The sequence below is a fragment of the Pseudomonas putida genome, assembly GCF_002025705.1.
Classification (GTDB): Bacteria; Pseudomonadota; Gammaproteobacteria; order Pseudomonadales; family Pseudomonadaceae; genus Aquipseudomonas; species Aquipseudomonas putida_J.
Map to the genome: position 1 here is coordinate 2757688 of NZ_CP018846.1, position 22574 is coordinate 2780261.

19 protein-coding genes are annotated in these 22574 nt (G+C 62.0%); 10 read left to right on the forward strand and 9 right to left on the reverse strand.

The features are described 5' to 3' along the window. Positions 1-28: 28 nt before the first annotated feature. Positions 29-1186, forward strand: coding sequence for an alpha/beta hydrolase family protein (locus tag BUQ73_RS12355; protein ID WP_079228182.1), 1158 nt, complete (start codon positions 29-31; stop codon positions 1184-1186). 73 nt (positions 1187-1259) lie between these two features. Here the strand turns inward: BUQ73_RS12355 and BUQ73_RS12360 are convergent, their stop codons facing one another. Then, complete coding sequence (locus tag BUQ73_RS12360) at positions 1260-1640, reverse strand: nuclear transport factor 2 family protein (protein WP_079228183.1); 381 nt, start codon at positions 1638-1640, stop codon at positions 1260-1262. A 260-nt stretch (positions 1641-1900) separates the two neighbouring features. On the opposite strand from BUQ73_RS12360, the gene BUQ73_RS12365 reads away from it, so the two are divergent. Both BUQ73_RS12365 and BUQ73_RS12370 read left to right on the forward strand, forming a co-directional pair. Further along, complete coding sequence (locus BUQ73_RS12365; protein ID WP_079228184.1) at positions 1901-3244, forward strand: metal-dependent hydrolase family protein; 1344 nt, start codon at positions 1901-1903, stop codon at positions 3242-3244. A 2-nt stretch (positions 3245-3246) separates the two neighbouring features. After that, positions 3247-3690, forward strand: a complete 444-nt coding sequence (locus tag BUQ73_RS12370) for a GlcG/HbpS family heme-binding protein (protein ID WP_079228185.1) — start codon at positions 3247-3249, stop codon at positions 3688-3690. Here the strand turns inward: BUQ73_RS12370 and BUQ73_RS12375 are convergent. Together BUQ73_RS12375 and BUQ73_RS12380 are read right to left on the reverse strand one after the other, a co-directional pair. Further along, positions 3681-4610, reverse strand: coding sequence for a LysR family transcriptional regulator (locus tag BUQ73_RS12375; protein ID WP_079228186.1), 930 nt, complete (start codon positions 4608-4610; stop codon positions 3681-3683). The genes BUQ73_RS12370 and BUQ73_RS12375 overlap by 10 nt on opposite strands. A 452-nt stretch (positions 4611-5062) precedes the next feature. Next, positions 5063-5956, reverse strand: coding sequence for a LysR family transcriptional regulator (locus BUQ73_RS12380; protein ID WP_079228187.1), 894 nt, complete (start codon positions 5954-5956; stop codon positions 5063-5065). Positions 5957-6132: 176 nt separating this feature from the next. Between BUQ73_RS12380 and BUQ73_RS12385 the strand changes: the two genes are divergently transcribed. The 5 genes from BUQ73_RS12385 to BUQ73_RS12405 all read left to right on the forward strand — a co-directional run bounded on the left by BUQ73_RS12385 (position 6133) and on the right by BUQ73_RS12405 (position 11288). Further along, a complete protein-coding gene (locus BUQ73_RS12385) occupies positions 6133-7161 on the forward strand; it encodes an alpha/beta hydrolase (RefSeq protein ID WP_079230546.1) in 1029 nt (342 codons plus the stop codon). A gap of 13 nt (positions 7162-7174) precedes the next feature. Further along, entirely contained in the window at positions 7175-8386 is a 1212-nt protein-coding gene (locus BUQ73_RS12390; RefSeq protein ID WP_079228188.1) for an MFS transporter, read from the forward strand. Then, positions 8383-8823, forward strand: a complete 441-nt coding sequence (locus tag BUQ73_RS12395; RefSeq protein ID WP_079228189.1) for a cyclophilin-like fold protein — start codon at positions 8383-8385, stop codon at positions 8821-8823. Before BUQ73_RS12390 ends, BUQ73_RS12395 begins: the two co-directional genes overlap by 4 nt. 598 nt (positions 8824-9421) lie before the next feature. Next, entirely contained in the window at positions 9422-10297 is an 876-nt protein-coding gene (gene dapA, locus BUQ73_RS12400) for a 4-hydroxy-tetrahydrodipicolinate synthase (protein ID WP_079228190.1), read from the forward strand. Between the two features lie 124 nt (positions 10298-10421). Next, on the forward strand, positions 10422-11288 hold the full coding sequence (locus BUQ73_RS12405) for a patatin-like phospholipase family protein (RefSeq protein ID WP_079228191.1): 867 nt from the start codon (positions 10422-10424) through the stop codon (positions 11286-11288). Between the two features lie 290 nt (positions 11289-11578). Here BUQ73_RS12405 and BUQ73_RS12410 read toward each other — a convergent pair whose 3' ends face one another. The 4 genes from BUQ73_RS12410 to BUQ73_RS12425 form a co-directional block, all read right to left on the reverse strand. Continuing rightward, positions 11579-13105: an FAD-dependent monooxygenase gene (locus BUQ73_RS12410; RefSeq protein WP_079228192.1), complete on the reverse strand. Its 1527-nt coding sequence runs from the start codon at positions 13103-13105 to the stop codon at positions 11579-11581. 78 nt (positions 13106-13183) lie between these two features. Beyond that, positions 13184-14908, reverse strand: a complete 1725-nt coding sequence (locus BUQ73_RS12415) for an amidohydrolase (protein ID WP_079228193.1) — start codon at positions 14906-14908, stop codon at positions 13184-13186. A 124-nt stretch (positions 14909-15032) separates the two neighbouring features. Beyond that, a complete protein-coding gene (locus tag BUQ73_RS12420; RefSeq protein WP_079228194.1) occupies positions 15033-15656 on the reverse strand; it encodes a dTMP kinase in 624 nt (207 codons plus the stop codon). Between the two features lie 143 nt (positions 15657-15799). Continuing rightward, complete coding sequence (locus BUQ73_RS12425; protein WP_079228195.1) at positions 15800-16552, reverse strand: SDR family NAD(P)-dependent oxidoreductase; 753 nt, start codon at positions 16550-16552, stop codon at positions 15800-15802. A 104-nt stretch (positions 16553-16656) separates the two neighbouring features. Here BUQ73_RS12425 and BUQ73_RS12430 point away from each other — a divergent pair, with 104 nt between their 5' ends. Continuing rightward, the gene (locus tag BUQ73_RS12430; RefSeq protein ID WP_079228196.1) at positions 16657-17580 is read left to right on the forward strand and encodes a LysR family transcriptional regulator; all 924 of its coding nucleotides are present in this window, start codon (positions 16657-16659) and stop codon (positions 17578-17580) included. 81 nt (positions 17581-17661) lie between these two features. Beyond that, the gene (locus BUQ73_RS12435; protein ID WP_079228197.1) at positions 17662-20202 is read left to right on the forward strand and encodes an HWE histidine kinase domain-containing protein; all 2541 of its coding nucleotides are present in this window, start codon (positions 17662-17664) and stop codon (positions 20200-20202) included. Here the strand turns inward: BUQ73_RS12435 and BUQ73_RS12440 are convergent, their stop codons facing one another. Both BUQ73_RS12440 and BUQ73_RS12445 read right to left on the reverse strand, forming a co-directional pair. Continuing rightward, positions 20203-21480, reverse strand: coding sequence for a flavohemoglobin expression-modulating QEGLA motif protein (locus BUQ73_RS12440; protein ID WP_079228198.1), 1278 nt, complete (start codon positions 21478-21480; stop codon positions 20203-20205). It abuts the gene before it with no gap. Between the two features lie 64 nt (positions 21481-21544). Further along, positions 21545-22525, reverse strand: a complete 981-nt coding sequence (locus BUQ73_RS12445; protein WP_079228199.1) for an alpha/beta hydrolase — start codon at positions 22523-22525, stop codon at positions 21545-21547. Positions 22526-22574: the final 49 nt, after the last annotated feature.

Here is a 22574-nt window from a genome sequence, read left to right on the forward strand (position 1 = left end):
CCCAATGACCGCAGAAGGACAACAAAAAATGTTCCGTTACTTCCCTACCAACTACGTCTGGAACCTCTCGGTGGACCTGGCCATCGAGATGGGCGCCCGCATGGGCGAAATCGAAGAAATGTGCGCACCGCTGCTGGAAGCCGCCAAGCAGCCAGATGCTGCCGGTACCCAGGCCTTCAGGGAAACCTGGTCGAACATGGCCGACAAACTCTGCGCCTTGGCCGAGGAAGACGAAGCGGCTGGCCGACGCCTCTCCGCCGGTGAGAAATACAACCGCGCCGCCACCTACTACCTCACCTGCGAACGCCTGCAGGCCCATGGCGCGCCGGGTCGCGCAGGCCTGTACCAGCGCTTCCTGGACACCTTCGCGCGGGGTATCGACCTGTCCGCAGAAAACTGCGAGCGAGTGGAAATCCCTTATGAGGGCAAGCACCTCTCGGGCTTGCTGGTGCGCGCCGAGGGCATCAGCGGCCCAGCGCCTCTGCTGGTGCAGGTCAACGGCCTGGATTCGACCAAGGAGATGAAGTACCGCGTCGGCCTGCCCGCCTGGCTGGCCAAGCGCGGCGTGTCGTCGCTGATCATCGACCAGCCCGGCACTGGCGAGGCGCTACGCCTGCACGGCCTGACCGCACGCTTCGACAGCGAACACTGGGCCAGCCGCGTGGTGGACTGGCTGGAAACCCGCGCCGACGTCGACCCTGGGCGCATCGGCCTGGAAGGTGTGTCCCTGGGCGGCTATTACTGCCCGCGCGCGGTGGCCTTCGAGCCGCGTTTCGCCTGCGGTGTGGTGTGGGGCGCCAACCACGACTGGCGCGATGTGCAAAAGCGCCGCCTGGAGAAGGAAGGCAATTTCCCGGTGCCACACTACTGGGCACACGTGTGCTGGGTCTGGGGGGCGAAGGACATGGACGACTTCATGCGTATCGCTGAAAACGTGCACCTGGACGGCGTACTGGAGCGCATTCGCGTGCCGTTCCTGGTCACCCACGGCGAGAAAGACTCGCAGATCCCGCTCAAATGGGCGCATCGCACCTATGAGCAACTGCTCAACAGCCCTAAACGTGAGCTGAAGATCTTCACCGACCGTGAAGGCGGCGTGCAGCACTCCAGCTTCGACAACAGCATCAACGCCGGCCACTATATCGCCGACTGGGTCGCCGAGACCCTCGGTGGCCATACCGCCTGACCTCCTTCGCCGACAGTTCCCGGCCAGCCTCATCAAGGGCTGACCGGGTAACTGCTAGCGGGTCACCGCGTCATCAGGCCGGTGCCCGCGTGCCGTGGAACGCAGCAATCCGCCACCCCTCCTCGCGTTTCACCCACAGCTGTGTGGCAAAGCCTTCGGCGCGTACCGGCTCGCCGCCGCCACGCTTTTGCAGCAGGTTGCACTGCGCCCCGCTCATCAGCGCCAGGCCATCGGCAAACACCCTCACCGTCAACTCGCCACGCTCTACCGCCAGGTAGCGCACAGCGTCACGGGCATAGTCCAGGTACTGCGCCTTGTCCTGCACCAGCCCGGTGGTGTGCACGTACAGCAGGTCATCGTCGAACAGCGTGTATAGCCGGGCATGATCTTCCTGTACCAGGGCCCGCTGGCGTTCGGCCTCCAGGCCCAGCAACAGATCGTGAATAGCCTTCATGGAATTGTCCTCGGTGATTGATTGGCGGGCGCATCCTCGCCCCACTCCTGCCCCGAGGAAAAATCGCCAATCACCATGCCAGGCATCGCCACTGCCGATACTCGCTGCGCCCCCCCGACTTCTCCCGTGCAGCCCAGAAAGGACAAGGCTTGGCCAGGTATCGACGGCATCGATGGCGGGCCATCGACAGCATCTGTTGGTGCGTGGCAGCGCTCACGGCCTAGCCTGCCGGCAAACAACAAGACGAGGAGAATTCGTCCATGAGCGCCCTTCATCTGCACTGCTCCACCTTGTTCGACGGCACAGGCCTGCAGGCCCGCCCGTTGCACACGCTGATCATCGAAGGCGGCGTGATCCGCCATGTCGGGCCGACCGCAGAGGCGCCGCGCCCACGGCCTGGTGACCGTGAAACCCAGGGACACTTCGTCATGCCTGGGCTTGTGGATGTGCACACCCACCTGGCGTTCGGCAATGCCCAGAGCGAAGAGGACATCGACATCTGGACCAGCGACGAATTCCGCGCCTTGCGCGGCCTGTTCTTTGCCCAGCACGTATTGGCCGCAGGCGTGACCTCGATGGTCTGCCCCGGCGACAGCGGCCAACTCAGCATCGCCGTGCGCAACACGGTCAATGCCGGCCTGTTCGAGGGGCCGCGTATCGCCGCCAGCAGCCGCGTGATCACCAACCGGCAGAGCCTGAACGACTGGTTCCCCAGCCGTGTCGGCGCGCCGGAATACTTCACCGCCGCGCTGGTCACCAGCCGTACCGAAGCCATCGCGCAGATCCGCAAGCAGGCCAAGGATGGCGTGGACCTGATCAAGATCGCCATGGACGGCACTCACCGTCGCCCCAACGGTGAAATCATCGCTGCCTTCACTGCCGACGAAACCCGTGAAATGGTCGATGAGGCCCACCGCCTCGGCTGCCGCGTCGCCACCCACGCCTATGGCCGCGAGGCGGTCATGTATGCCGCCAAGGCCGGCGTAGACCTGGTGTTCCACGCCTTCTACATGGACGACGCCTGCATCGAGGCGCTGCTTGAGGCCGGCAGCGTGCTGGCCCCGACCATGACCTTCCCACAGAACACCGTGGACTTCTGCCAGCCCCACGACCCCGCCATCAGCACCGGCTACGCCGGTTACTGCGCACGCACGCTGGAGGTGGGCACGCCGGTACTCAAGCGCGCCAAGGCTGCCGGCGTGCCCTTTGCCTGCGGCAGTGACAGCGGCTTTGCCATCACTCCCTATGGAGAATGGCATGCCCGCGAACTCGAATTGCTGGTACGACGCCTGGGCTTCACCCCGGCCGAGGCGCTGTACGCCGCCACCAACGTTGGCGCACGGTTGATGCCCAAGGGCGAGACCCTCGGCACGCTCGAGCCGGGCAAGCAGGCCGACCTGCTGGTGCTGGACGGCTCGCCCCTGGACGACATCCGCATCCTCCAGGACCGCAGTCGCCTGCTGGCCGTGTACAAGGCCGGCGAGCCGGTGCGCCTGCAACGCACCGCTTACAACCCCAAACAGGTGTCGGACTTCAACTCGCTGAAATGGACCGACCTCTACACCCGCGACCGCGTAGCCGAACTCGGCAAATGGAGCCTGTGAACATGCTTACCCTGGACTTAGAACTGGCCGCGCAACTGGCCGCCACTACCCTGCGCCAAGCCCGCACCCTGGGCATGCGCCCGTTGGCAGCCGCCGTGCTCGACAGCGCAGGGCATCCACTGGCGGTGCTGCGCGACGAGCAGGCCAGCTTCCTGCGCCCGCAGATCGCTACCGGCAAGGCCCGTGGTTGCCTGGGCATGGGCTTGGGTGGCCGCGAACTGGCTCGCCGTGCCCAAGCGATGCCGGCGTTCTTCGCGGCCATCAACAGCCTAACCGACGGCGAGGTGATTCCCGTGCCCGGGGGCATCCTGATACGTGATACCGAGGGCCGTGTGCTGGGTGCGATCGGCGTCAGTGGCGACACCTCGGACAACGACGAGCGCTGCGCCCTGCTGGCCATCGAAAGCCACGGGCTGGTCGCAGATACCGGCGACCATCAGCCCTGATCCAGCACCTCGGCCTGCTCCGTCAGCACCTGACGAAGCCAGGCCAGGGCCGGGTCAGAGGCTTGCTGCGGCTGCCACTGCAGGACTTGCGAGGCCACCGGAAAGACAATGGGCGACGCCAGCACCCGCAGGGGGTAGCGTCGCGCCAGCGCCTCGGCCTGGCGGCGGAACAGCGTGGCGATACGCGGCGTGCCGACGACGAATTCAGCCATCAGGGCAAAGCTCTGCACTGCCACATCGAGTCGCCGTTCGATACCCATCTCGCGCAGGTGCTGGGTGTCCAGCGAAAGGTTCTGGCCATGGCTGAATTCGCGCACCACGTGCCCGGCCGCACAGTAGTCGGCCAGGCTCAGGCCCTGTTGGTAGCCGTAAGTGTCTGCGCAGACGATGCAACACAGCTCATCCTGGAGCAGCGAGGCGTGGGGGTAGCGCGGGTTGATGCGCGGCTGCGGCACGATCACCAGGTCGCTGCGGCGATAGTCCAGCGCCTCGGCCACCACATCGCCATCACGCGGCAGCGGCAGGTCACGCACCACCAGCGACACACCGGGCGCTACCCGCGCCAGGGTACGACTGACCGCCGGAACCAGGGTGGCCGCCACATAGTCCGAGGCCACCAGGATGAATCGCCGGTCACAGCGGGCGGGGTCGAATGCCGCCGACATCTCCACCACTTCGCCCGTCAGGCTCAGCACTTCGCGCACCTTAGGGGCCAGTTGGCGCGCCAGGGCACTCGGTTCCAGGCCTCGCCCTACCGGCAGCAAAAGCGGGTCCTGAAAGTGCTCGCGTAACCGGCCCAGTGCAGCGCTGGTCGCAGACTGGCCAAGGTTGAGGCGCTGCGCAGCCCGGCTGACGCTGCACTCTTCGAGCAGCACATCCAGGGCGACCAGCAGGTTGAGGTCCAGACGTCGATAGCGCATGAACAGGCTTATACGCGAATGCGCCTGAGCAAGAATGCGTATTTCGTGCTGGCAGGTATCGCCTGGCGCGATACTTGATCGATTCCAAAACAAAGACGAAACGGCATGGCTACAGGCCGCATAGTAAAAGGGTCGCCGTTTCAGTTTTGGAACCGATTTTCGGCCCCTATCCCCAGCCAACGCACCCTCCCCGGCGTTCTGCCAATCGCTTTCCATTCCCGAAACTTGGCTCATAGATGACTCGCCCTCGCCTGCCTTCTGGATGTCATGGATATGCAGTTTTTCAGGGGTGCTTGGCGGTGGTAGGGGGGTACGGGGAGCAACATCCCCCTGCTTGGGAGCTATCGCCAATAGCTGCTATCGACCCATTGCAGCCGTTCGTTTGAAGGAAGATGTCTGCCATAAGCGGACATCTCGGACAATGATGTGGAGCCGCTCCCGTCGCTACGCATCTACTTCGTCAAACGCAATGCCTCAAGTACAAGAGCGAAGGCCGGGGAAGGTTGCCTGCGGCTGGGGTAGTAGAGGTGATAGCCAGAAAATGGCTCGCACCAGTCCTCCAATACCCGGATCAATCGACCCTCTTCAAGGTAAGGGAAAAACTCGTCTTCGGGCAGGTAGGCGATGCCCAGGCCTCCGACTGCTGCGTCAGTGATATGGGTGGTGGTGTTGAACACCAGTTGCCCGTCAACCCTCACCCTCAACCTTTTGCCTTTGCGCTCGAACTCCCATGCCTCCACTCCCCCGTAGGTGGGAAAACGGATGTCGATACACCTATGCGAAGCAAGGTCGTTAGGATGCTTGGGTGTGGGATGTTCAGTGAAATAACTGGGGGCGGCAACCACGGCCATACGTAGATCGCCGCCGATCGGCATAGCGATCATGTCTTGCGCTACGGTACCGCCAAACCGCACCCCGGCATCGAAGCGGTCAGCCACGATATCTCGGAAGCCGTAGTTGATATCGAATTCGAGCTTGATGTCTGGATAGGTCGCCAGAAGGGGTATCAGCTTGGGCAGCAAGGTCGTCTTGATGATGTTGTCGCCACAGGTAATACGAATCTTGCCCGCCGGCTTGTCCCGCAATTCGGTCAGCGCATCTAGCTCGGCTTCGATCTCATCGAAACGGTGGCCGATGGTATGCATGAGGCGTTCACCCGCCGCCGTCAGCGAAACACTGCGGGTGGTGCGTGTAAGCAGGCGAATCTGCAACCGTGCCTCCAACGCTGACACAACCTGACTTACCGCAGATTGGGTTACACCCAGGTGTGCTGCCGCGCGGGTGAAACTGCCTTCGCGAGCTACCGTCACGAAGGCTTGCAGGTCGTTGAAATTGTGCCGAGGCATGCGTCAATCCTCTTATTCAGTAGCAGAGGTTATAGCGGCTTTTAGCATTAATTAGCTAATCAAGGTCTCAATATTTCACGACAATGCTCAAGGCCCTCATGTGTTTTGCACGCGAGCGGCCCAAGCAATCGTCAGAACACTCGACGATCGATCTTCAACCCGTGAGAGATGACCCAATGAAGAGACTCCTAGTAGCCCTGGGCCTTCTGCTCAGCTCGGTCACAGCCCTCGGAGCCGATATGTCCAATGGTGCAGACAATTTTTTCAAGAGCGACAAGGTGACCATGGAGAAGGTCGCCTTCAAGAACCAGTACCAAATGAAGGTCGTGGGCAACCTCTTCATCCCTAAAGGAATAGGTACGACCGCCCGAAGCCCGGCAATCATTGTTGGCCATCCCATGGGCGCGGTTAAGGAGCAGAGTTCCAACCTGTACGCCCAGAAACTGGCGGAGCGAGGCTTCGTGACCCTGGCGTTGGATCTATCGTTCTGGGGCGAGAGCGAGGGCAGCCCACGTAACGCCGTTCTCCCCGACCTCTACGCAGAAGACTTCAGTGCGGCTGTCGATTATCTCGGAACTCGGGCATACGTAGATCGGCAGCGCATCGGCGTGCTGGGCATCTGTGGCAGCGGCAGCTTCGCGATCAGTGCGGCCAAGATCGATCCGCGAATGAAGGCTATCGCAACGGTCAGCATGTATGACATGGGCGCCGCCAATCGCAACGGCCTCAAGCATTCGCAAACTCCGGAGCAACGCAAGCAAACAATCGCAGCAGCAGCCGAGCAGCGCTATGTGGAGTTCGCCGGCGGCAAGACTCAGTACACCAGCGGCACCGTGCACGAGCTGACGGACGATACCAATCCGATTCAGCGCGAGTTCTTCGATTTCTACCGCACGCCTCGTGGTGAGTACACGCCGGCAGGTTCCAGCCCCGAGCTGACCACCCACCCAACGCTGACGAGCAACATAAAGTTCATGAACTTCTATCCGTTCGCGGATATCGAGATCATCTCCCCTCGCCCGATGCTGTTCATCGCTGGCGAGAACGCCCATTCGCGCGAATTCAGTGAGGAGGCATTCCGCCTGGCTGGTGAGCCCAAGGAACTCTACATCGTCCCCAGCGCCGGACACGTCGACCTGTATGACCGGGTGAAACTCATTCCTTTCGAAAAGCTCACCCAGTTCTTCCAGAACGGCCTGAAGTGATCCGGAGGGCACCATGAATACCTCACTTACTGCTCACGCTGAGCAACCACTTTCCCGCCCCACTCACTGGGGCGGGGTGTTGGCTATGACGCTCTGCGTCTTTGCCCTGATCGCCTCGGAGTTCATGCCTGTCAGTCTGCTGACACCGTTGGCTGTCGATCTGCATGTGAGCGAAGGCGCGGCAGGGCAAGGCATCGCGATCTCCGGTGCCTTTGCCGTGCTGACCAGCCTGTCGATCACCTGGCTAGCTGGAAGCATGGATCGCAAAACGCTCCTGCTTATCCTTACGAGCGTTATGGCGATATCCGGCGCTGTTGTAGCGCTCGCTCCGAGCTTCACCCTCTACATGGTCGGACGAGCGTTGATAGGTGTTGTCATCGGCGGCTTCTGGTCTATGTCAGCGGCAACAGCGATGCGCCTGGTGCCCGACGATCAGGTGCCCAAGGCGCTGGCTGTTTTCAACGGCGGTAATGCGCTGGCCACGGTGATCGCGGCGCCACTAGGTAGCTATCTGGGGTCGGTGGTCGGCTGGCGCGGCGCGTTTATCTGCCTGGTGCCGGTAGCGGTCGTCGCACTGGTCTGGCAATGGTTCAGTCTGCCCAGCATGCCGGCCCAGGTGCGCACGCGAGCTGCGACCAACGTTTTCAGGCTGCTTGGGACTCGTTCGGTGGCCTTCGGCATCGCGGCTTGCGGCGCCTTCTTCATGGGGCAGTTCGCGCTGTTCACCTACCTCAGGCCGTTCCTGGAAACGGTGACGAAGGTTGACTCCACAATGCTGTCGCTGCTCTTGCTGGTGATCGGCGTTGCCGGCCTGGGGGGGACGTTGTTGATCGGCGCCCTGCTGAAGAAAGGACTGTACCGCACGTTGATAGCTATTCCGCTGCTGATGGCGGTGATTGCCCTCTCGCTGATCCAAGTTGGCAGCGCGGTAGTGCCGGTGGCGATCCTGCTGGGCCTGTGGGGACTGATGGCCACGGCAGCGCCTGTGGGCTGGTGGAGCTGGGTCGCTCAGGCGATGCCCAACGACGCCGAGGCCGGTGGTGGGTTGATGGTGGCAGTGGTGCAATTTGCCATCGCCTCGGGTTCGATGTTGGGTGGCTGGCTGTTCGACCATAGCGGCTACCAGAGCACCTTTACTACCAGTGCGACCATTCTATTGATCGGCGCGGCTATGACCCTCATGGCCATGCGTGTTCAACCGGGCCGCAGTCAGGAGTCTCCATGATCAGCCTGCATTTTTGCCGTGCGGGCATTTGGCTCTGCCTGCTGCTGATGCTCAGTGGCTGCGTAATTGCGGCGCCTGAGCCGAAGGAGGAACTTATGTGGATGACCATTGGTGAAAAGCGCTTCGCTATTACCTTGGACGATAATGAAAGCGCACGGGCACTCGCTCAGTTATTGCCCTTGACTCTGGACATGACCGAACTCAACGCCAATGAGAAGTACGCGACCTTGCCGCAGCGGCTTCCTACCCGTGCGGCGAGGCCTGGCACCATCCACAATGGAGATCTGATGCTATACGGCAACGATACGCTGGTGATCTTCTACCAAACGTTTGAGTCAACCTATGCCTACTCACACCTGGGACGAGTTGATAACCCCGATCAGCTTATCGAGACTCTAGGGAAGGGGAATGTGTCCGTTCACTTCTCTATGGACTAGGTGGTGCATCGCTGGACCTGATGAGTGTCTGATACAAGCCGTTTGCTGTCCTCCACGAACGGCAGCCATGGGTCGATAGCGGCCACCTGCCGAAAGTACTGGCGCCCGCGCCGGCCTCATCGCCGGCAAGCCGGCGATGGGGCGCGAAGCGGCCCCAACATCCAGATGTCTGCTGTGGGTCGGAAGCGGTCATCTGCGACCGACCGCTATCGACCCAAAGCTGCCCTTGGACTCACCAGCATTTTTGTGGGAGCGGGCTTGCCCGCGAAGCCGGCACCGCGACAGCGCCAATCGTCCAGGTAAACGATTATTGCTGATTGACTAAACATTCCCGCATTGAGCAATATCCGCTTGTACACCTTCGCAACGGTTCACCCATGATTCTTGCCACTGACCACATGCTGTCTGCCAAGGGCCTCTGCGCCCAGGCCTGCGCATGCGTGTCCGTTGCCAAGAAATCCAAGAAACAGCCGCTCATTTGACCGGGGCGCTGTCCCGTCAGATGAGCTGACAGGACAGATAGCGCCAGGTCTCTTCCCCGCTTGACTCCCGCCCCCTCCTCTGACGTCGACTAATCGGTCTGCCTGAGGAGTAATGCATGTCTAATTTCCGCGGTATCTGGGTTGCCCAGGCCACGCCGTTCCATTCGGGGCACGTCGACTTTGAGGCGCTTGAAGGCTTGGTGAAAACACTCCTTTCTGGAGGTGTGAGAGGCCTGGTCGTATGCGGCACCACGGGCGAAGCCGCAGCCATGAGCAAGGATGAGCAACTCGAGGTACTGGATGCAGTTCTGCAGATAGCTCGGCCACATCAGGTGATCATGGGGCTGTCAGGCAACAACCTGCAGGAAGTCCTGGCATTCCAGCAAAAGATCCAGAACCGTGACATTGCCGGCTTGCTGGTTCCTGCGCCCTATTACATCAGGCCTTCACAGCAAGGCATCGAGTCATTCTTCCAGACAGTCGCTGACGCTTCTTCTGTCCCGGTAGTCCTCTACGACATCCCTTACCGAACCGGCGTGAGGATTGAACGAGATACGCTGAGAAGAATCGTGCGTCACCCCAGAATCGCTGCGGTGAAGGACTGCAGTGGTGATATCGAAACCACCATGGCCCTGATCTCCGACGGCAACGCAGAGATACTGACTGGCGAAGATATGCAGATCTTCACAAACCTCGCCTTGGGCGGCGCCGGTGCAATATCGGCATCAGCACACATTTGCCCAAACCTTTACGTACAGATGATGCAGGAGCTGGACAGAGGCGATGTCACAGCTGCCAGAGCTACGCTCTATCGGCTATTGCCCTGGATAAAAATGGCATTCAGCGAGCCCAATCCTGCTGTCATCAAGGCAGCCCTTAGTGTCCAGGGCTTGATCAGCAACGAGCTTCGAGAGCCCATGCAAACGTGCTCACCCATGACGATGGAGCGGCTCGAATCTGTGCTTTCAGGTTTGCCCTGCGAGCGCTCATAACCTGCCTGGAAACCTGTGGGGTGTAGTGCTGCACCCAGGCAGCACTAAACTCATTGGATCCAACGAACTGCCCCCGTCAGCCAGCTACACTCAGACGACACATCGCTGCACAGAGGCTGCCGCCATGCCTACGCAAACCGCAATCGTGTTCGCTGGTGGTGGCAGTCTGGGGGCGGTTCAAGTTGGAATGCTCAGGGCCTTGGTCGAGGCCAATGTCCAGTTCGACAGGGTCATTGGTGCCTCGGTCGGCGCAATCAATGGCGCCTACTTTGCCGCCAGGCCAAACGCTGAGGGTGTAAAGACGCTCGCCGATTTCTGGCGAGGCTTGAACAGAACCGACATCTTCCCGCTGTCCTGGCTCGATACCTGTAGAGGCCTGATCAAACGGCGTGGTTTTCTGCTCCAGCCAGCAGCGCTGCACCGGTTGCTCGGCCAGGCCCTGCCTGTTCACCGTATCGAAGATGCGCAGCTGCCTCTGCATATCGTCACCACCGACTTGCTCAGTGGTGCAGAGACGGTCTTGTCCAGCGGTGACCTTGAGCAAGCGTTGCTGGCCAGCGCCGCCATCCCGTTGGTGTTCCCCAGCGTTCAGATTGGCGACAGGTTCCTGGTAGATGGTGGTGTGGCGAGCAACACGCCGATTTCCACAGCCGTAGCGCTGGGGGCTGACAACGTCGTGGTCATCCCCACGGGATTCAGCTGTGCCTTGACGCAGCCGCCCAAGGGGCTGGTTGCCCTGGCCCTGCACACCGTCAACCTGATGAGCATGCGCCAGCTGGTGAGCGATATCGAACACTTCCGTACGCGGGCCAGCCTGCACATCGTTCCGCCGCTGTGCCCGGTCGATGTCTCCGTGTTCAATTTTGACCAGACCGAATCCCTGCTGGAGCGTGCCTATGAGCAAACCCTTCGATGGCTGGAGCGCGGCGGGCTCGAACGAACCAAGGTACCCGGCGCACTGACCATTCACTCCCACGCCGATGAGCACTGACTGGCTCTGCATTCCCTCCAGTCCCGCCTGTCCCTCCGCTTCCGCCAGGCCAAGTACCCAGCCATGTGAATTGACCCGATGTGGGGTGTCGCAAACCCGAACATGGGCGCCATGGCCAATCTTGCAGGTACATTAAGATGGCTACCGCATCCACGACCAGCACGGCTACGACGACCAGGAACACGAAGCAGTGGTCTTGAGGGAGCATTGCCGTATTACCCGCTTTGTAGAGTTTGCAGGTTCACAGCAATTCCTGTTCCAAGGCACAGGCAACCGCTATACCCGAGGCCTCAAGCGGGCAGGATGACGCCGTGCGCCTCGAAATACCGGCTCAAATTGGCTGTATCCCCTTCAGGATCAGCCAGCGCGACATAGGTATCAGGCCGCAACAGATAGGTCGCATTTCTGGCCACGCCGGCTTTCTCGTACGCGGGCTCCCATGCGAATACACGCAGGGCAATGCCGTGCTGCGTGCACCATTGGGCCAGGTCTGGCCTGGCTTCGCCGTATACATGTACTTGCCAGCCAATGGTTGCCAGTGACTCGTAGTTGTCCGCCATGGCCCCGGGCAGCCAAGGCAGACGATCACCGCCCTGAACCCCGCCGGCCTTGCCTTCGCTCAGCGGGCTGTCGCGGTAATCAACCGTGGTTTGCGAAACAACGCGGAACAGGTACTCACGGACGGTTTCACGCTTGTACGCAACGCTTGCGATGACCGGCGCGATGCGCGTGCGCACAAAGTCGGCGAACCCGCCCTGGGCGGTAACCAATGTGAACAGTTTGTCCGTTGTCGCCACCAGCTTGCGGGCAAAGGCCTGGCGTTCTATCTGGTAACTGTCGAGGAGCGAATCAGGCGCCTTGCCTTTGACCACCGCAGCCAACTTCCAGGCCAGGTTGTTCGCGTCAAGAATGCCAGTGTTCATGCCCTGCCCGCCCGCCGGGCTGTGGACATGCGCGGCATCGCCGAGCAGAAACGCTCTGCCACGGCGGAAATGATCCGTGACACGATGGTGAACGCGGTAGCTGGAAAACCAGTTCACTTCGGTGATCTTCAGGTTCAAGCCATTGATCGCATCATGGCCAACGTCCGCGAACGTCAGGTGCTCCGGATGCTCGGCACGCTCGTCGCGCACGGTGCCAATCAAGCGGTACTGGTCTTTTTCGCCGTAGCACAAGAGCAGCACAAAATCGGATCCGTCAAACGCGATGTGTGCCTCGCCCGCAGGTTCGACGCCCGATATCCGAACATCGGCAACGTAGAAAAGCTGCTTGTAGGTACCACCCTCGAAACCGCTGCCGATAGCATGGCGAACGAACGAGTGAGCGCCATCACATCCCGCCAGGTAAGCCGCAGTGCAGGCCTCTTCCCGCCCATCAGCCTGCTTCACAATGGCAGTGATCTGGTTTTCCCGCTCTTCGAACGACAGCAGTTCGGTCTGCCATTGCACTTCCACACCGAGTGCACGCAGTTGTTGCCCCAACAAGCGCTCATGGCGATCCTGTGGGTAGATCAGCACGAAGGGATACGCACAAATCGCTGCGCCTGCATCCTTCAAGGGGATGCGCGCCCTGCGCCGGCCTCGGGCCCACATGTTCATCGCAGGTGTTTTATAGCCGGCCGCTATCACCGCCTCGGCCAGGCCAAGCTGACGATACAGCTCCAGTGTGCGGGCTTGAACAGCCATGGCACGCGACGCCTCGCCCGGGCCGCTGTTCTTGTCGACGATTCTTACGGCGACGCCCTGCCGGGTGAGCCAAAGCGCCAGCGCCAGCCCGGTCGGGCCGGCTCCAGCAATGAGAACGTCGGTTTGCGCCATGATCGCATCTCGAACATGAGTGACTGCAAAGTCATTAATGTGCCTGAGCACAGGCAAAGTCAACGACCCCTGGGCCCTTCAGCGGGCGTAGATCTGCTTGCCCGCGAACCAGGTCTGTTCCACCTGGGTGTCACGCAGTACTTGCGCAGCCACGGTCAGCACATCGCGATCGAGGACGATCATGTCGGCCTGCTTGCCGACCTTGAGCGAACCCACCTGCTGGTCCAGGCGCATGGCTTTGGCGGAATTGAGGGTGTAGGCCTGGAACATCTGCTCTCGGTCAATGGCTTCGCCCGCGTTGAGCACCCCCTTCGGCCCTTTGCGAGTGACCGCCTGGTAAATGGCTTTCCACGGCTCCGGCGTGGTGATCGGCCAGTCGCTGGCGCCGGATAGGGTCGCGCCATGCTTGAGCAACGAGCGCGCCGGGAAGGTATGCATGAAGGCCATGGCGTCGACATAGGGCTTCACCAGCTCCATGTTCGATTCGTCGGCGGCTGCCCAGTACAGCTGCATCGCCGCAATCACGTTCAACGCCTTGAAGCGTGGGTAGTCCTGCGGGCTGACCATTTGCAGGTGAGTGATCGAGTGCGGGATGCCACTGTCACGATCCCGACGGGCCTGGGCAATGCCATTGAGTGCTTCACGTACCGCGCGGTTGCCGATGGCATGCACGTGCACCAGCCAGCCACGCGCATCTGCCGCGCTGACCAGTTCGCCAAAGGTTGCCGGGTCCAGCAGCAGTTCCCCGCGCATGCCCGAGTTCGTGTAAGGCTCGAGCATTGCTGCAGTTTGCGCCGGGGCTTCGGCGACACCGTCAGCAAAGACCTTGATGCCCGGCAACGTGAGGTTGTGCACGCCAAGGAATTGCTGGCGCACCTTGTCCAGCTCGTCCAGGTCGGATGGGCGCGCCCTGGAGTTGGCCATCAGCAGCGCGGCCACGTGGACAGTAAGCTCCCCTCGCTCGGAAAGGTCCTTGTAGACCGGTAGCAACCCGAGCGAATCGTTCCTCACGTCAGCCCCAGGCAGCTCGTTGGCCAGCGGATCCATCCAGCCGGTGATGCCCAGTTGCTTGTAGTAATTCACCGCCAGGCGCCCAGCTGTCATCAGTACTTCATGGCTCAGGGGTGGCAACAGATCGGTGGCCGGATAATAGCTGGCATCGGCGAGGAAGCCGTTGGGAGTGCCATCGGCGTGCTGGCCGATCGTGTTGCGCGCGTCAGCCGGCAACGCGGCAATGGTCCTGGCATCGATCCCGGCGCGCTTGAGCATGGCCTGGTTGGCCCAGCCGGTATGCATGTCGTTGGCGGCGAAGAGGATCGGCTGTTCGGCCCATTCGCCATGGTTGAAGCGGCGCTCAAGCGCGGCGATGTCATCCCAGTAGGTGCCTGGCACACCACCGACAGCAAGAAACTCACCGCGGCGGGCTTTGCCGTTGTCGCGCCACTCGCGCAGGCGCTGCTCCAGCTCATCGAGCGGGATCTGCTCACCTGCGAGGTTGGCCAACTCCAACTGCAGGCCACCCTTGATGGCATGGGAATGGGAATCGAGCATGCCCGGCATCAACACCTTGCCACCCAGGTCGATGACCCGGGTGGCGGCGGTCTTGAGTTGCAGCACGTCCTGGTCGGATCCCACTGCAACAAGCTTCTCGCCTTCGATCGCGACAGCTTGCTGCAAAGGCTGGCCCGGCTCGGCGGTATAGACCTTGGCGTTGTGCAGGATCACATCCACTGCGGCCAAGCCTGGCAGGGAGGTGCAGGCGAGTGTTGCGGTGATTGCCATCCTCAATAGCTGCTTGTTCATTCGGTGCCTCGTTCTTGTTTTGATCGAGGCGCAGCCTAGCCAAGCCGGCAGGTCGGTTAAATGCGAAGGAAGGCACAACTTTCTTTGCAAAAAGGAAAGAATCCTCAAACCAGGGCCAGGCAGTTCAAGGACGCAGAAGCTGAAGCACCCGCTGGATCTCGGCAACCACCTGGCGGGTCGCTTCGGCGATCGTGCCTTCATTGCGGCACAGCACCCAGCCGTGCTCCGCAACCGCCCGCTCGAACGCTTCGGTACAGGCGATCTGTTCATCCAGCTTGTACATCACCGTACTGCCCAGCCCGCGTGTGCGTGCCGCCGCCCTCGCCCACGACGTATCGGGTGATGTGACAACCCCGACATGCAGGTCCGGCACTTGCACATTCCGCTCGCGGTTCATCTGCAGAATCTCGGCAAACGGGACCGTGCGGCGGAACGCGGCATCGGAGGGGTACCAGCGATCGATCAGGATGATGCTGTCGGCAGGTTGCCTGGGCAGCACGTTCCGGGAAATCCACGCACGGCTATCGGCCAGGCGCGCACAGACCTTCAACTCCAGATCCCGACAGGGGTTTCTCACCAGCTGGTTGACCAGCGCCATGGTTTCCCCCCTGAAGGGGTCGCTCTTCTTCTCGCAAAGCCGGATCACTTTCCGACTGTCTGCCCTCAGAGCTTGGGTAACGGCCTCCAGCAGCGTGGTCTTGCCTGTGCCCTTCGGGCCATCTAGCGCAACAAATAGCGGACGATTCATTTTCAATACTGCTTGGCAGCTGCTCTGGATGGCTAAACGAACATGATGCACCTAAAGACGGCCACGGTCTCGCTTTCAGCTTAAAGGCGGGTTACAGGCAGGAGTACATTTGTACTCTTGCCTGTAACCCGCCTTCGTGATGCTCAGATCTGCGCCTGGCCACCGTCCACGAACAGCTCGGCACCGTTGACGAAGCTGGCATCGTCGCTGGCGAGGAATACTGCCGCGTTGGCGATCTCCACCGGCTCCCCTACCCGCCCCAGCGGCACCTGAGCTGCCAGGTAATCCAGCAGGCCCTGCTGTTGCGCGGCATCCGGCCCGGCGAGGTCGACCAGCCCGGGGGTACGGGTGGCGCCCGGGCTGAGGGTATTGACCCTGACTGCGCGATCCTTCAAGTCCAGAATCCAGCTACGAGCGAAGGCGCGCACGGCAGCCTTGGACGCCGAATAAACGCTGAATGCCGCCGTGCCCGAGCTACCGGCCGTGGAGCCGGTGAGAATGACCGAGGCGTTGCGCGCCAGCAGCGGCAGCGCCTTTTGCACGGTGAACAGCACGCCTTTGACGTTACGGTCGAAGGTATCGTCGTAATGGGCCTCGGTAATCTCGCCCAGTGGCAGCATGGAGCCGCCGCCAGCGTTGGCAAACAGCACATCCAGGCGCCCCTTTTCCTGGGCGATGCGGGCGTAGAGCGCATCCAGTTGCTCCAGCCGGGTGGAGTCGACCGCAACGCCGGTGGCATTGCCCACCAGCGCTACCGCCTTGTCCAGCTCCGCCTGGCGGCGCCCGGTGATGTAGACATGGGCACCCTCCTCTGCAAACCGTTTTGCCGTGGCCAGGCCGATACCGGTGGTGCCGCCGGTGACCAGTGCGATCTTGCCTTGCAGTTTGTTGCTCATGGTGTTTCTCCCGTTGAGGTGGTGAGTTGCTGTGGGGAGAAGCGTATCGACCGGCGCATCATTTCAAAATAGAATCATTAGAAAGCCATCATTGCAGAAATGAAATGCCAAGAATTCCGGATTTCGAAGGCCTGGCGATGTTCGCCAAAGTGGCCGAAGAAGGCTCTTACGCCGCCGCTTCACGGGCCATGGGCGTGTCGGTGCCCACGGTGTCGCGGGCGGTGGCGCGCCTTGAAGAGCGCCTGGGTGCACGCCTGTTCAACCGCACCTCGCGCCAGCTCTCGCTGACAGAATTTGGCCAGCGCATGGTCGAGCAAGCCAGCGCCCTGTATCGCCAGGCCGAGGAAATGGAAAGCGAGGCCCAGGAGCTGTCGGTGCAGCCGCGCGGCCTGGTGCGCCTGGCAGTGCCGATGGCCTTCGGTTTGCGTTGGGTCGCGCCGCTGCTGCCCGAGCTGTTGGCGCAATACCCCGGGTTGGAACTCGACCTGCATCTGTCCGACTCGACCGTCGACCTGGTCGCCGATGGCTTTGATGCTGCCTTGCGCATCGCTGCCCTGCCCGACTCCTCGCTGGTGGCGCGGCGTATCTGTTCGGTCAGCCAGTACCTGGTCGCCGCGCCGTCCTACCTTGCCCGCCACGGCCAGCCCATGCACCCGCGGGAGTTGGCTGGCCACGCCTGCATGAGTTACGCCTACCGCGCCCGCAGCCAGGTATGGCGCTTCAGCCACGGCGACGGCAGTGAGCACGACGTGACGCCCCGTGGGCCGCTGCGGGTGACCAACTCGGATGCCCTGATCGCGCCCTTGCTGGCGGGCATGGCGATTGCCGAACTGCCGGAATTCATCGCCGCCGAGTACCTGGCCGATGGCCGCCTTGTACGACTGCTACCGGAATGGCGGATGACTCAAGGTGGGTTGTACTTCGTGACCCCCTCCGCGCGCACACGGCCGCGCAAGGTCCAGGCGCTGGCTGACTTTTTCGTCGAACGGCTGTCGAACCCCGCATGGCAATTGCCAGTGTCAGGCTAGCGCCGTGGCTCGTCCCCGTTTCTGCCGGTTGATGCTCTACTGTAAGTCAGGTATTTCTCTCCATTTTCAGGTGCGGGCCCAATGACCTTCGACCCCCAGGTAAACCTGACCAACTGTGATCGCGAGCCGATCCAGGTTCCAGGCAGTATCCAACCCCACGGCTGCTTGCTGGCCTGCGATGCATCAGCGACTGTGGTGCTGCGCCATTCGCTTAATCTGCCACAGATGCTTGGCGTGGCAGGCACGATCAATGGCCAGAAGCTGAACGCCGTGCTGGGTGATGAAGTGGCTCACACCCTGCGCAACTCGCTGGCCCGCACCCGCGAAGGCTCGCGGCCGTCGCAGACGTTCAGCGTGCAGCTGCCTTCCGGCCATGCGTTCGATGTATCGGCCCATCTGTTCAAGGGCACCGCGATCATCGAGTTCGAGCCCGCCGGCGCCAGCATTGCCGAACCCATCGAGCTGGCCCGCACGTTGATCGCCCAGCTGCGCGAAGTCGACCAGACCCACAAACTGTTCCGCGACGCCGCCCGTTTCGTGCGTGCAGTGCTCGGATATGACCGCGTGATGATCTACCAGCTTGGGGCTGACGGCGCTGGCAAAGTCGTGGCCGAAGCCAAGCGAGGCGACCTGGAAAGCTTCCTTGGCCAGTACTTCCCGGCATCCGACATACCCCAGCAGGCGCGCGCCCTGTACTTGCGCAACCCGATCCGCATCATCTCGGACACCCAGTTCAAAACTGTCGCCATCGACCCGGTACTGGACCCGTCTGGCGAACCTCTGGACCTTTCCTACGCCCACTTGCGCAGCGTTTCGCCAATTCATTGCGAATACCTCACCAACATGGGTGTAGGTGCTTCGATGTCGATCTCGGTCATCGTCAATGGCTCACTATGGGGGTTGATCGCGTGCCACCATTACGCACCGCGCACCCTGGCCATGGGGCAACGGGTGGCGGCGGAAATGTTCGGCGAGTTCTTCTCGCTGCACATCGAAACCCTGCGTACCCGGCAGAACCTCGAAGCGGCCGTCAATGTCCACAAGGCGCTGGACTCGCTGCTGCGCGACGCCAACCATGCTCACGACATCGAAGCGTTCTTCCATTCGCGCCTGGGCGAATTCCAGTCGCTGATCCCGTGCGACGGCATCGGCATGTCGATGCAGGGGCGCTGGGCGTCGACTGGCCTTACGCCGCCCAAGGCGGCCATTGCAGACTTGCTGGGGCTTGCGCAGGGGGTCACCGAAGGCAGGACCTGGGCGTCCAACCGGCTTTCCATGGCGCTCCCTGCGGCCCAAGACTATTACACGGAAGTCTCCGGCGTACTGATCATCCCCATGTCGCAGCAGCCAAGGGATTACCTCATGCTGTTCCGCAAGGAAGTGGTCGAGACGCTGGATTGGGCCGGCGACCCGAACAAGACCTACGAAAGTGGCGCGCTGGGCGACCGGTTGACTCCGCGCAAGAGCTTCGCGATCTGGAAAGAGACGGTGCACCAGCAGTCACTGCCCTGGAGCGAACTGGACCGGCAGTTCGGTGAAGCCATTCGCACGGCCATCGTCGAGGTGGCCTTGCACAACAGCGAACTGCTGGCCAACGAACGCTCGAAGGCTGAAGTGCGCCAGCGCATTCTCAATGAAGAGCTCAATCACCGGGTCAAGAATATCCTTTCATTGATCGGCGCGCTGGTTGCCCACCCGACGTCCGAGAGCCAGACGCTCAAGGACTACGTGGCGACGCTCAAAGGCCGCATCCACGCGCTGTCCCTGGCCCACGACCAGGTCGTGCGCGGCGACGGCGGCGGGCGCCTGGCCACATTGCTCGAGGCTGAGCTGTCACCCTATCGCACGTCGGCCGAGGCCATCGAGCTGGCCGGGCCCAATGTGATCCTCGACGCACGCGCCTACTCGGTGATGGCTTTGGTGCTGCACGAACTGGCGACCAACGCGGCCAAGTACGGCGCACTGTCGAGGGCTGGCGGCCGGCTCTGCATCAGCTGGGCGCTGGACGCGGGCAATGCCTGCGACATTACCTGGCGCGAGAGCGACGGGCCAACGGTTCGCCCGCCAAGCCGCAGTGGCTTCGGCACGGTGCTGATCGATCGCAGCATACCGTTCGACCTGGGCGGCACCAGCAGCGTCGAGTACCGGCCCGAGGGGCTTCAGGGCTTTTTCAGAATCCCGGCCAGGCACCTCTCGGTGGCCGCAGCGCCTGAAGCGCAACGCCCCGCCGCGTCAATGGCGCAACCGGGCAGTGTGCCTGCCGCGCGCGCGGATGCCTGTGTGCTGATTCTCGAGGACCAATTGGTCATTGCCGTGGGGCTGGAGCAGATACTCAATGACGCCCGGATCACTGATGTCATCACGGCTGGCTCCGAGCATGAAGCGATGAGGCTGCTGGGCAACCGGACACCTGATGCCGCGATACTGGACATCAACCTGGGCACCGGTACATCGATCTGCGTGGCCGATGAGCTGGTGCGCCGAGGCATTCCGTTCCTGTTTGCCACCGGCTATGGCGAGGGCGTCAGCATTCCGCAGCATCTGCAGCAGGTGGCGGTGATACGCAAGCCCTACGATGCCAATGCCATTCTGGCCAGCCTGCACAAACTGCTTGCGTCGTGATCACTGGGCACTGGCGTCCGCTTCGTGCTCGTCGGCAAAGGCCATGAACATCGGCAGGTTGAGTACATCCAGCCTGATCTGGGCAATGAAGGCCGAAAACGCCAGGTTGGCGGCGAGCCGGCGCATGTCGCAGGCCCAGGCCGGGATGAAGGTTGGCGCCTGGAGCCAGCCGGACTCGAACAGCGGCGCCAGGCGTACGGTATCGGCCAGGGTCAGGCGCCCGGCAAACAGATGGCCGACCAATTCCGGGCGGTTGTCACGGATCGCCACACGCAGCAAGGTATGCACCCCCAGCAAGCCGGTCAGGTAGGCGGCGTCCTTGGTAAATGCCGAGCCGCCACGCAAGTCGGCACCTCGGAAAATCCGCTGGGTCGAACGGAACGACTCTTGCGGCGACTGCCCGGCATTCACAAACCCTTCAAACACCTCAATGAAATCGGCGCCATCCAGTGCTTGCTGGACTGCCAGTGCACGCAGGGCGACACGGCGCAGGCGGTTGATGTCCATGCTGCCGGTGAACAGCTCGGCCAACGTGGCGATGCCCTCCTGGGTCTGGGTGGTGCGCGGCGCGCCGAGGCCCAGGCACTTGAGGTTGGGCTGGCTGGCGCCGTTCTGTGCAGTGGCGACATGCACGAAGGCCTCGTGCTGCAACAATTGCTGCTTGTCCAGCTCGCTGAACAGCGCCCCGGCTCGCAGGCGAATGCGGCTGGTCCCGGCAATGGCCTTGGCGGCGAGGTTCGGATCCAGCACGATGCTGATCCGGCCCGCACCGAAGAAACGGTCGATTTCCGGCTGCATCCAGGCGGCGAAATCTTCGGCCGGGATGTCGGCATCGCTGGGCGGGATCTGCTCGCTCCCCAGCAGCGCGTCGGTGGTTTTGAGGAAGAAATTGGCCGCATCGAGCATGGTCAGTTGCTGCCTGGGGTAGAGAAAGTCCGGGCGCCGGTACAGGGCCGAAGAATAGCGGGTGAACTCAGGGCTGCCGATGGCCCCCAGCATGCGTGCGGCAGTGGCGTAGCTGCGGGCAGTCGTCGCCAGGAAGCGCCCGGCCGGGTGCCCCTGATCGCATTGCCCGATAAAGGTCTGCAGGTCGGCAATGTCGGCGCTGTGTTCGCGAGGTTGCAACTGCACTTGAGGCAACTGCGCGTTGCCGGCGCGCCACTGGCTGAGGAATAGCTGCTCGATGCCATCCGGCCAGGCCAAGGCATCGAGCACGCGGATTCTGCGGGTCAGCCCAGGTAGCGCAGCATCGAGTTCGGACAGGTCGGTAGCACGCATGACGATATCCCTGGCAGATTGGGTTGCAATGCAATCGCACGTTCGCGGTATTTGCCCGGCTCGACTACGGCGCGTGCACCTTCAGCGCCAGCACGCCAGCCGTATTGATTTCACGCGTCGGGATGACCGTGCGGTCGGTACCAATCAGCACCGCAAACAGGTCCGTGGTGAATGCGCGATTGCCGAAGTACCAGGAATGGCTCGGGTACCCGACAATCCCGGCAGGCTGGTCACGTGCATGGGTGGTGGAGCTTGGGCTGACAAGCTCATCGTAATACTCCGAGCAATCGACATTGATGGCCTTTGGCGGGGCATCGCCCGGCAAACCGACCCTGCCGACGCGTGGCGCTATGCCGACTCGCTTGACGTTGGACAAGTCCAGCGCCTGATCATGCCGGCTGGAATAGTTGGTCAAGCGCACACAGTGCCGATAGAGGGACTCGGAACTGCTGTTGCCGGCCGACATCGAGTCCGCTGAAACATCGCCCGCAGCAAACACCAGCTGGCTCACGTTCCAGGCAGCGTTGGGCATTCCGCTGTCATCGGCATCGTCGAACGCTTCGCGAATCACATAGGCACCGGTCGAATGCCCGAGCACGTGGACGTTGATCGTGCACGAAGGTGTCTGCTGGCCGGACAGGTAGGCGATGCCGTCGGAAACGAGCTTGAGCGCCGACACCTTGGCCCGATGGCGATCAGGCAGGTATGCCAGCGCTTTATCATCGCTGGGCCAGTCGAAAGACACCACTGCCCCTTTGAAGCCAAGGCTGGCAAGGCCATCCTTGATGCGCTGGTGGCGCTGCATGACCTCGATTTCACTGTTGTTGTAACCGTGCACGACAAACAGGATGTCACCACGCGCCTCACCCTCGCTATTGGCCCACACCGCATCGGCGCGCACCGCCTTGTACCAGGCAGCCGCCGATATGGCCTGGGCTGGGGTGAGCGGCTGGCCGGAGGGTACTTGCAAGAAACGGGTCGGGCCCACATCGGCTACGAACGCTCCGCCAGCCACCGCCCGAACTGACATCACATAATCGCTCATGGTGATTCCCTCTGAGGCACAGGGAAATTAAAGCAGAGCGTTCAAACCT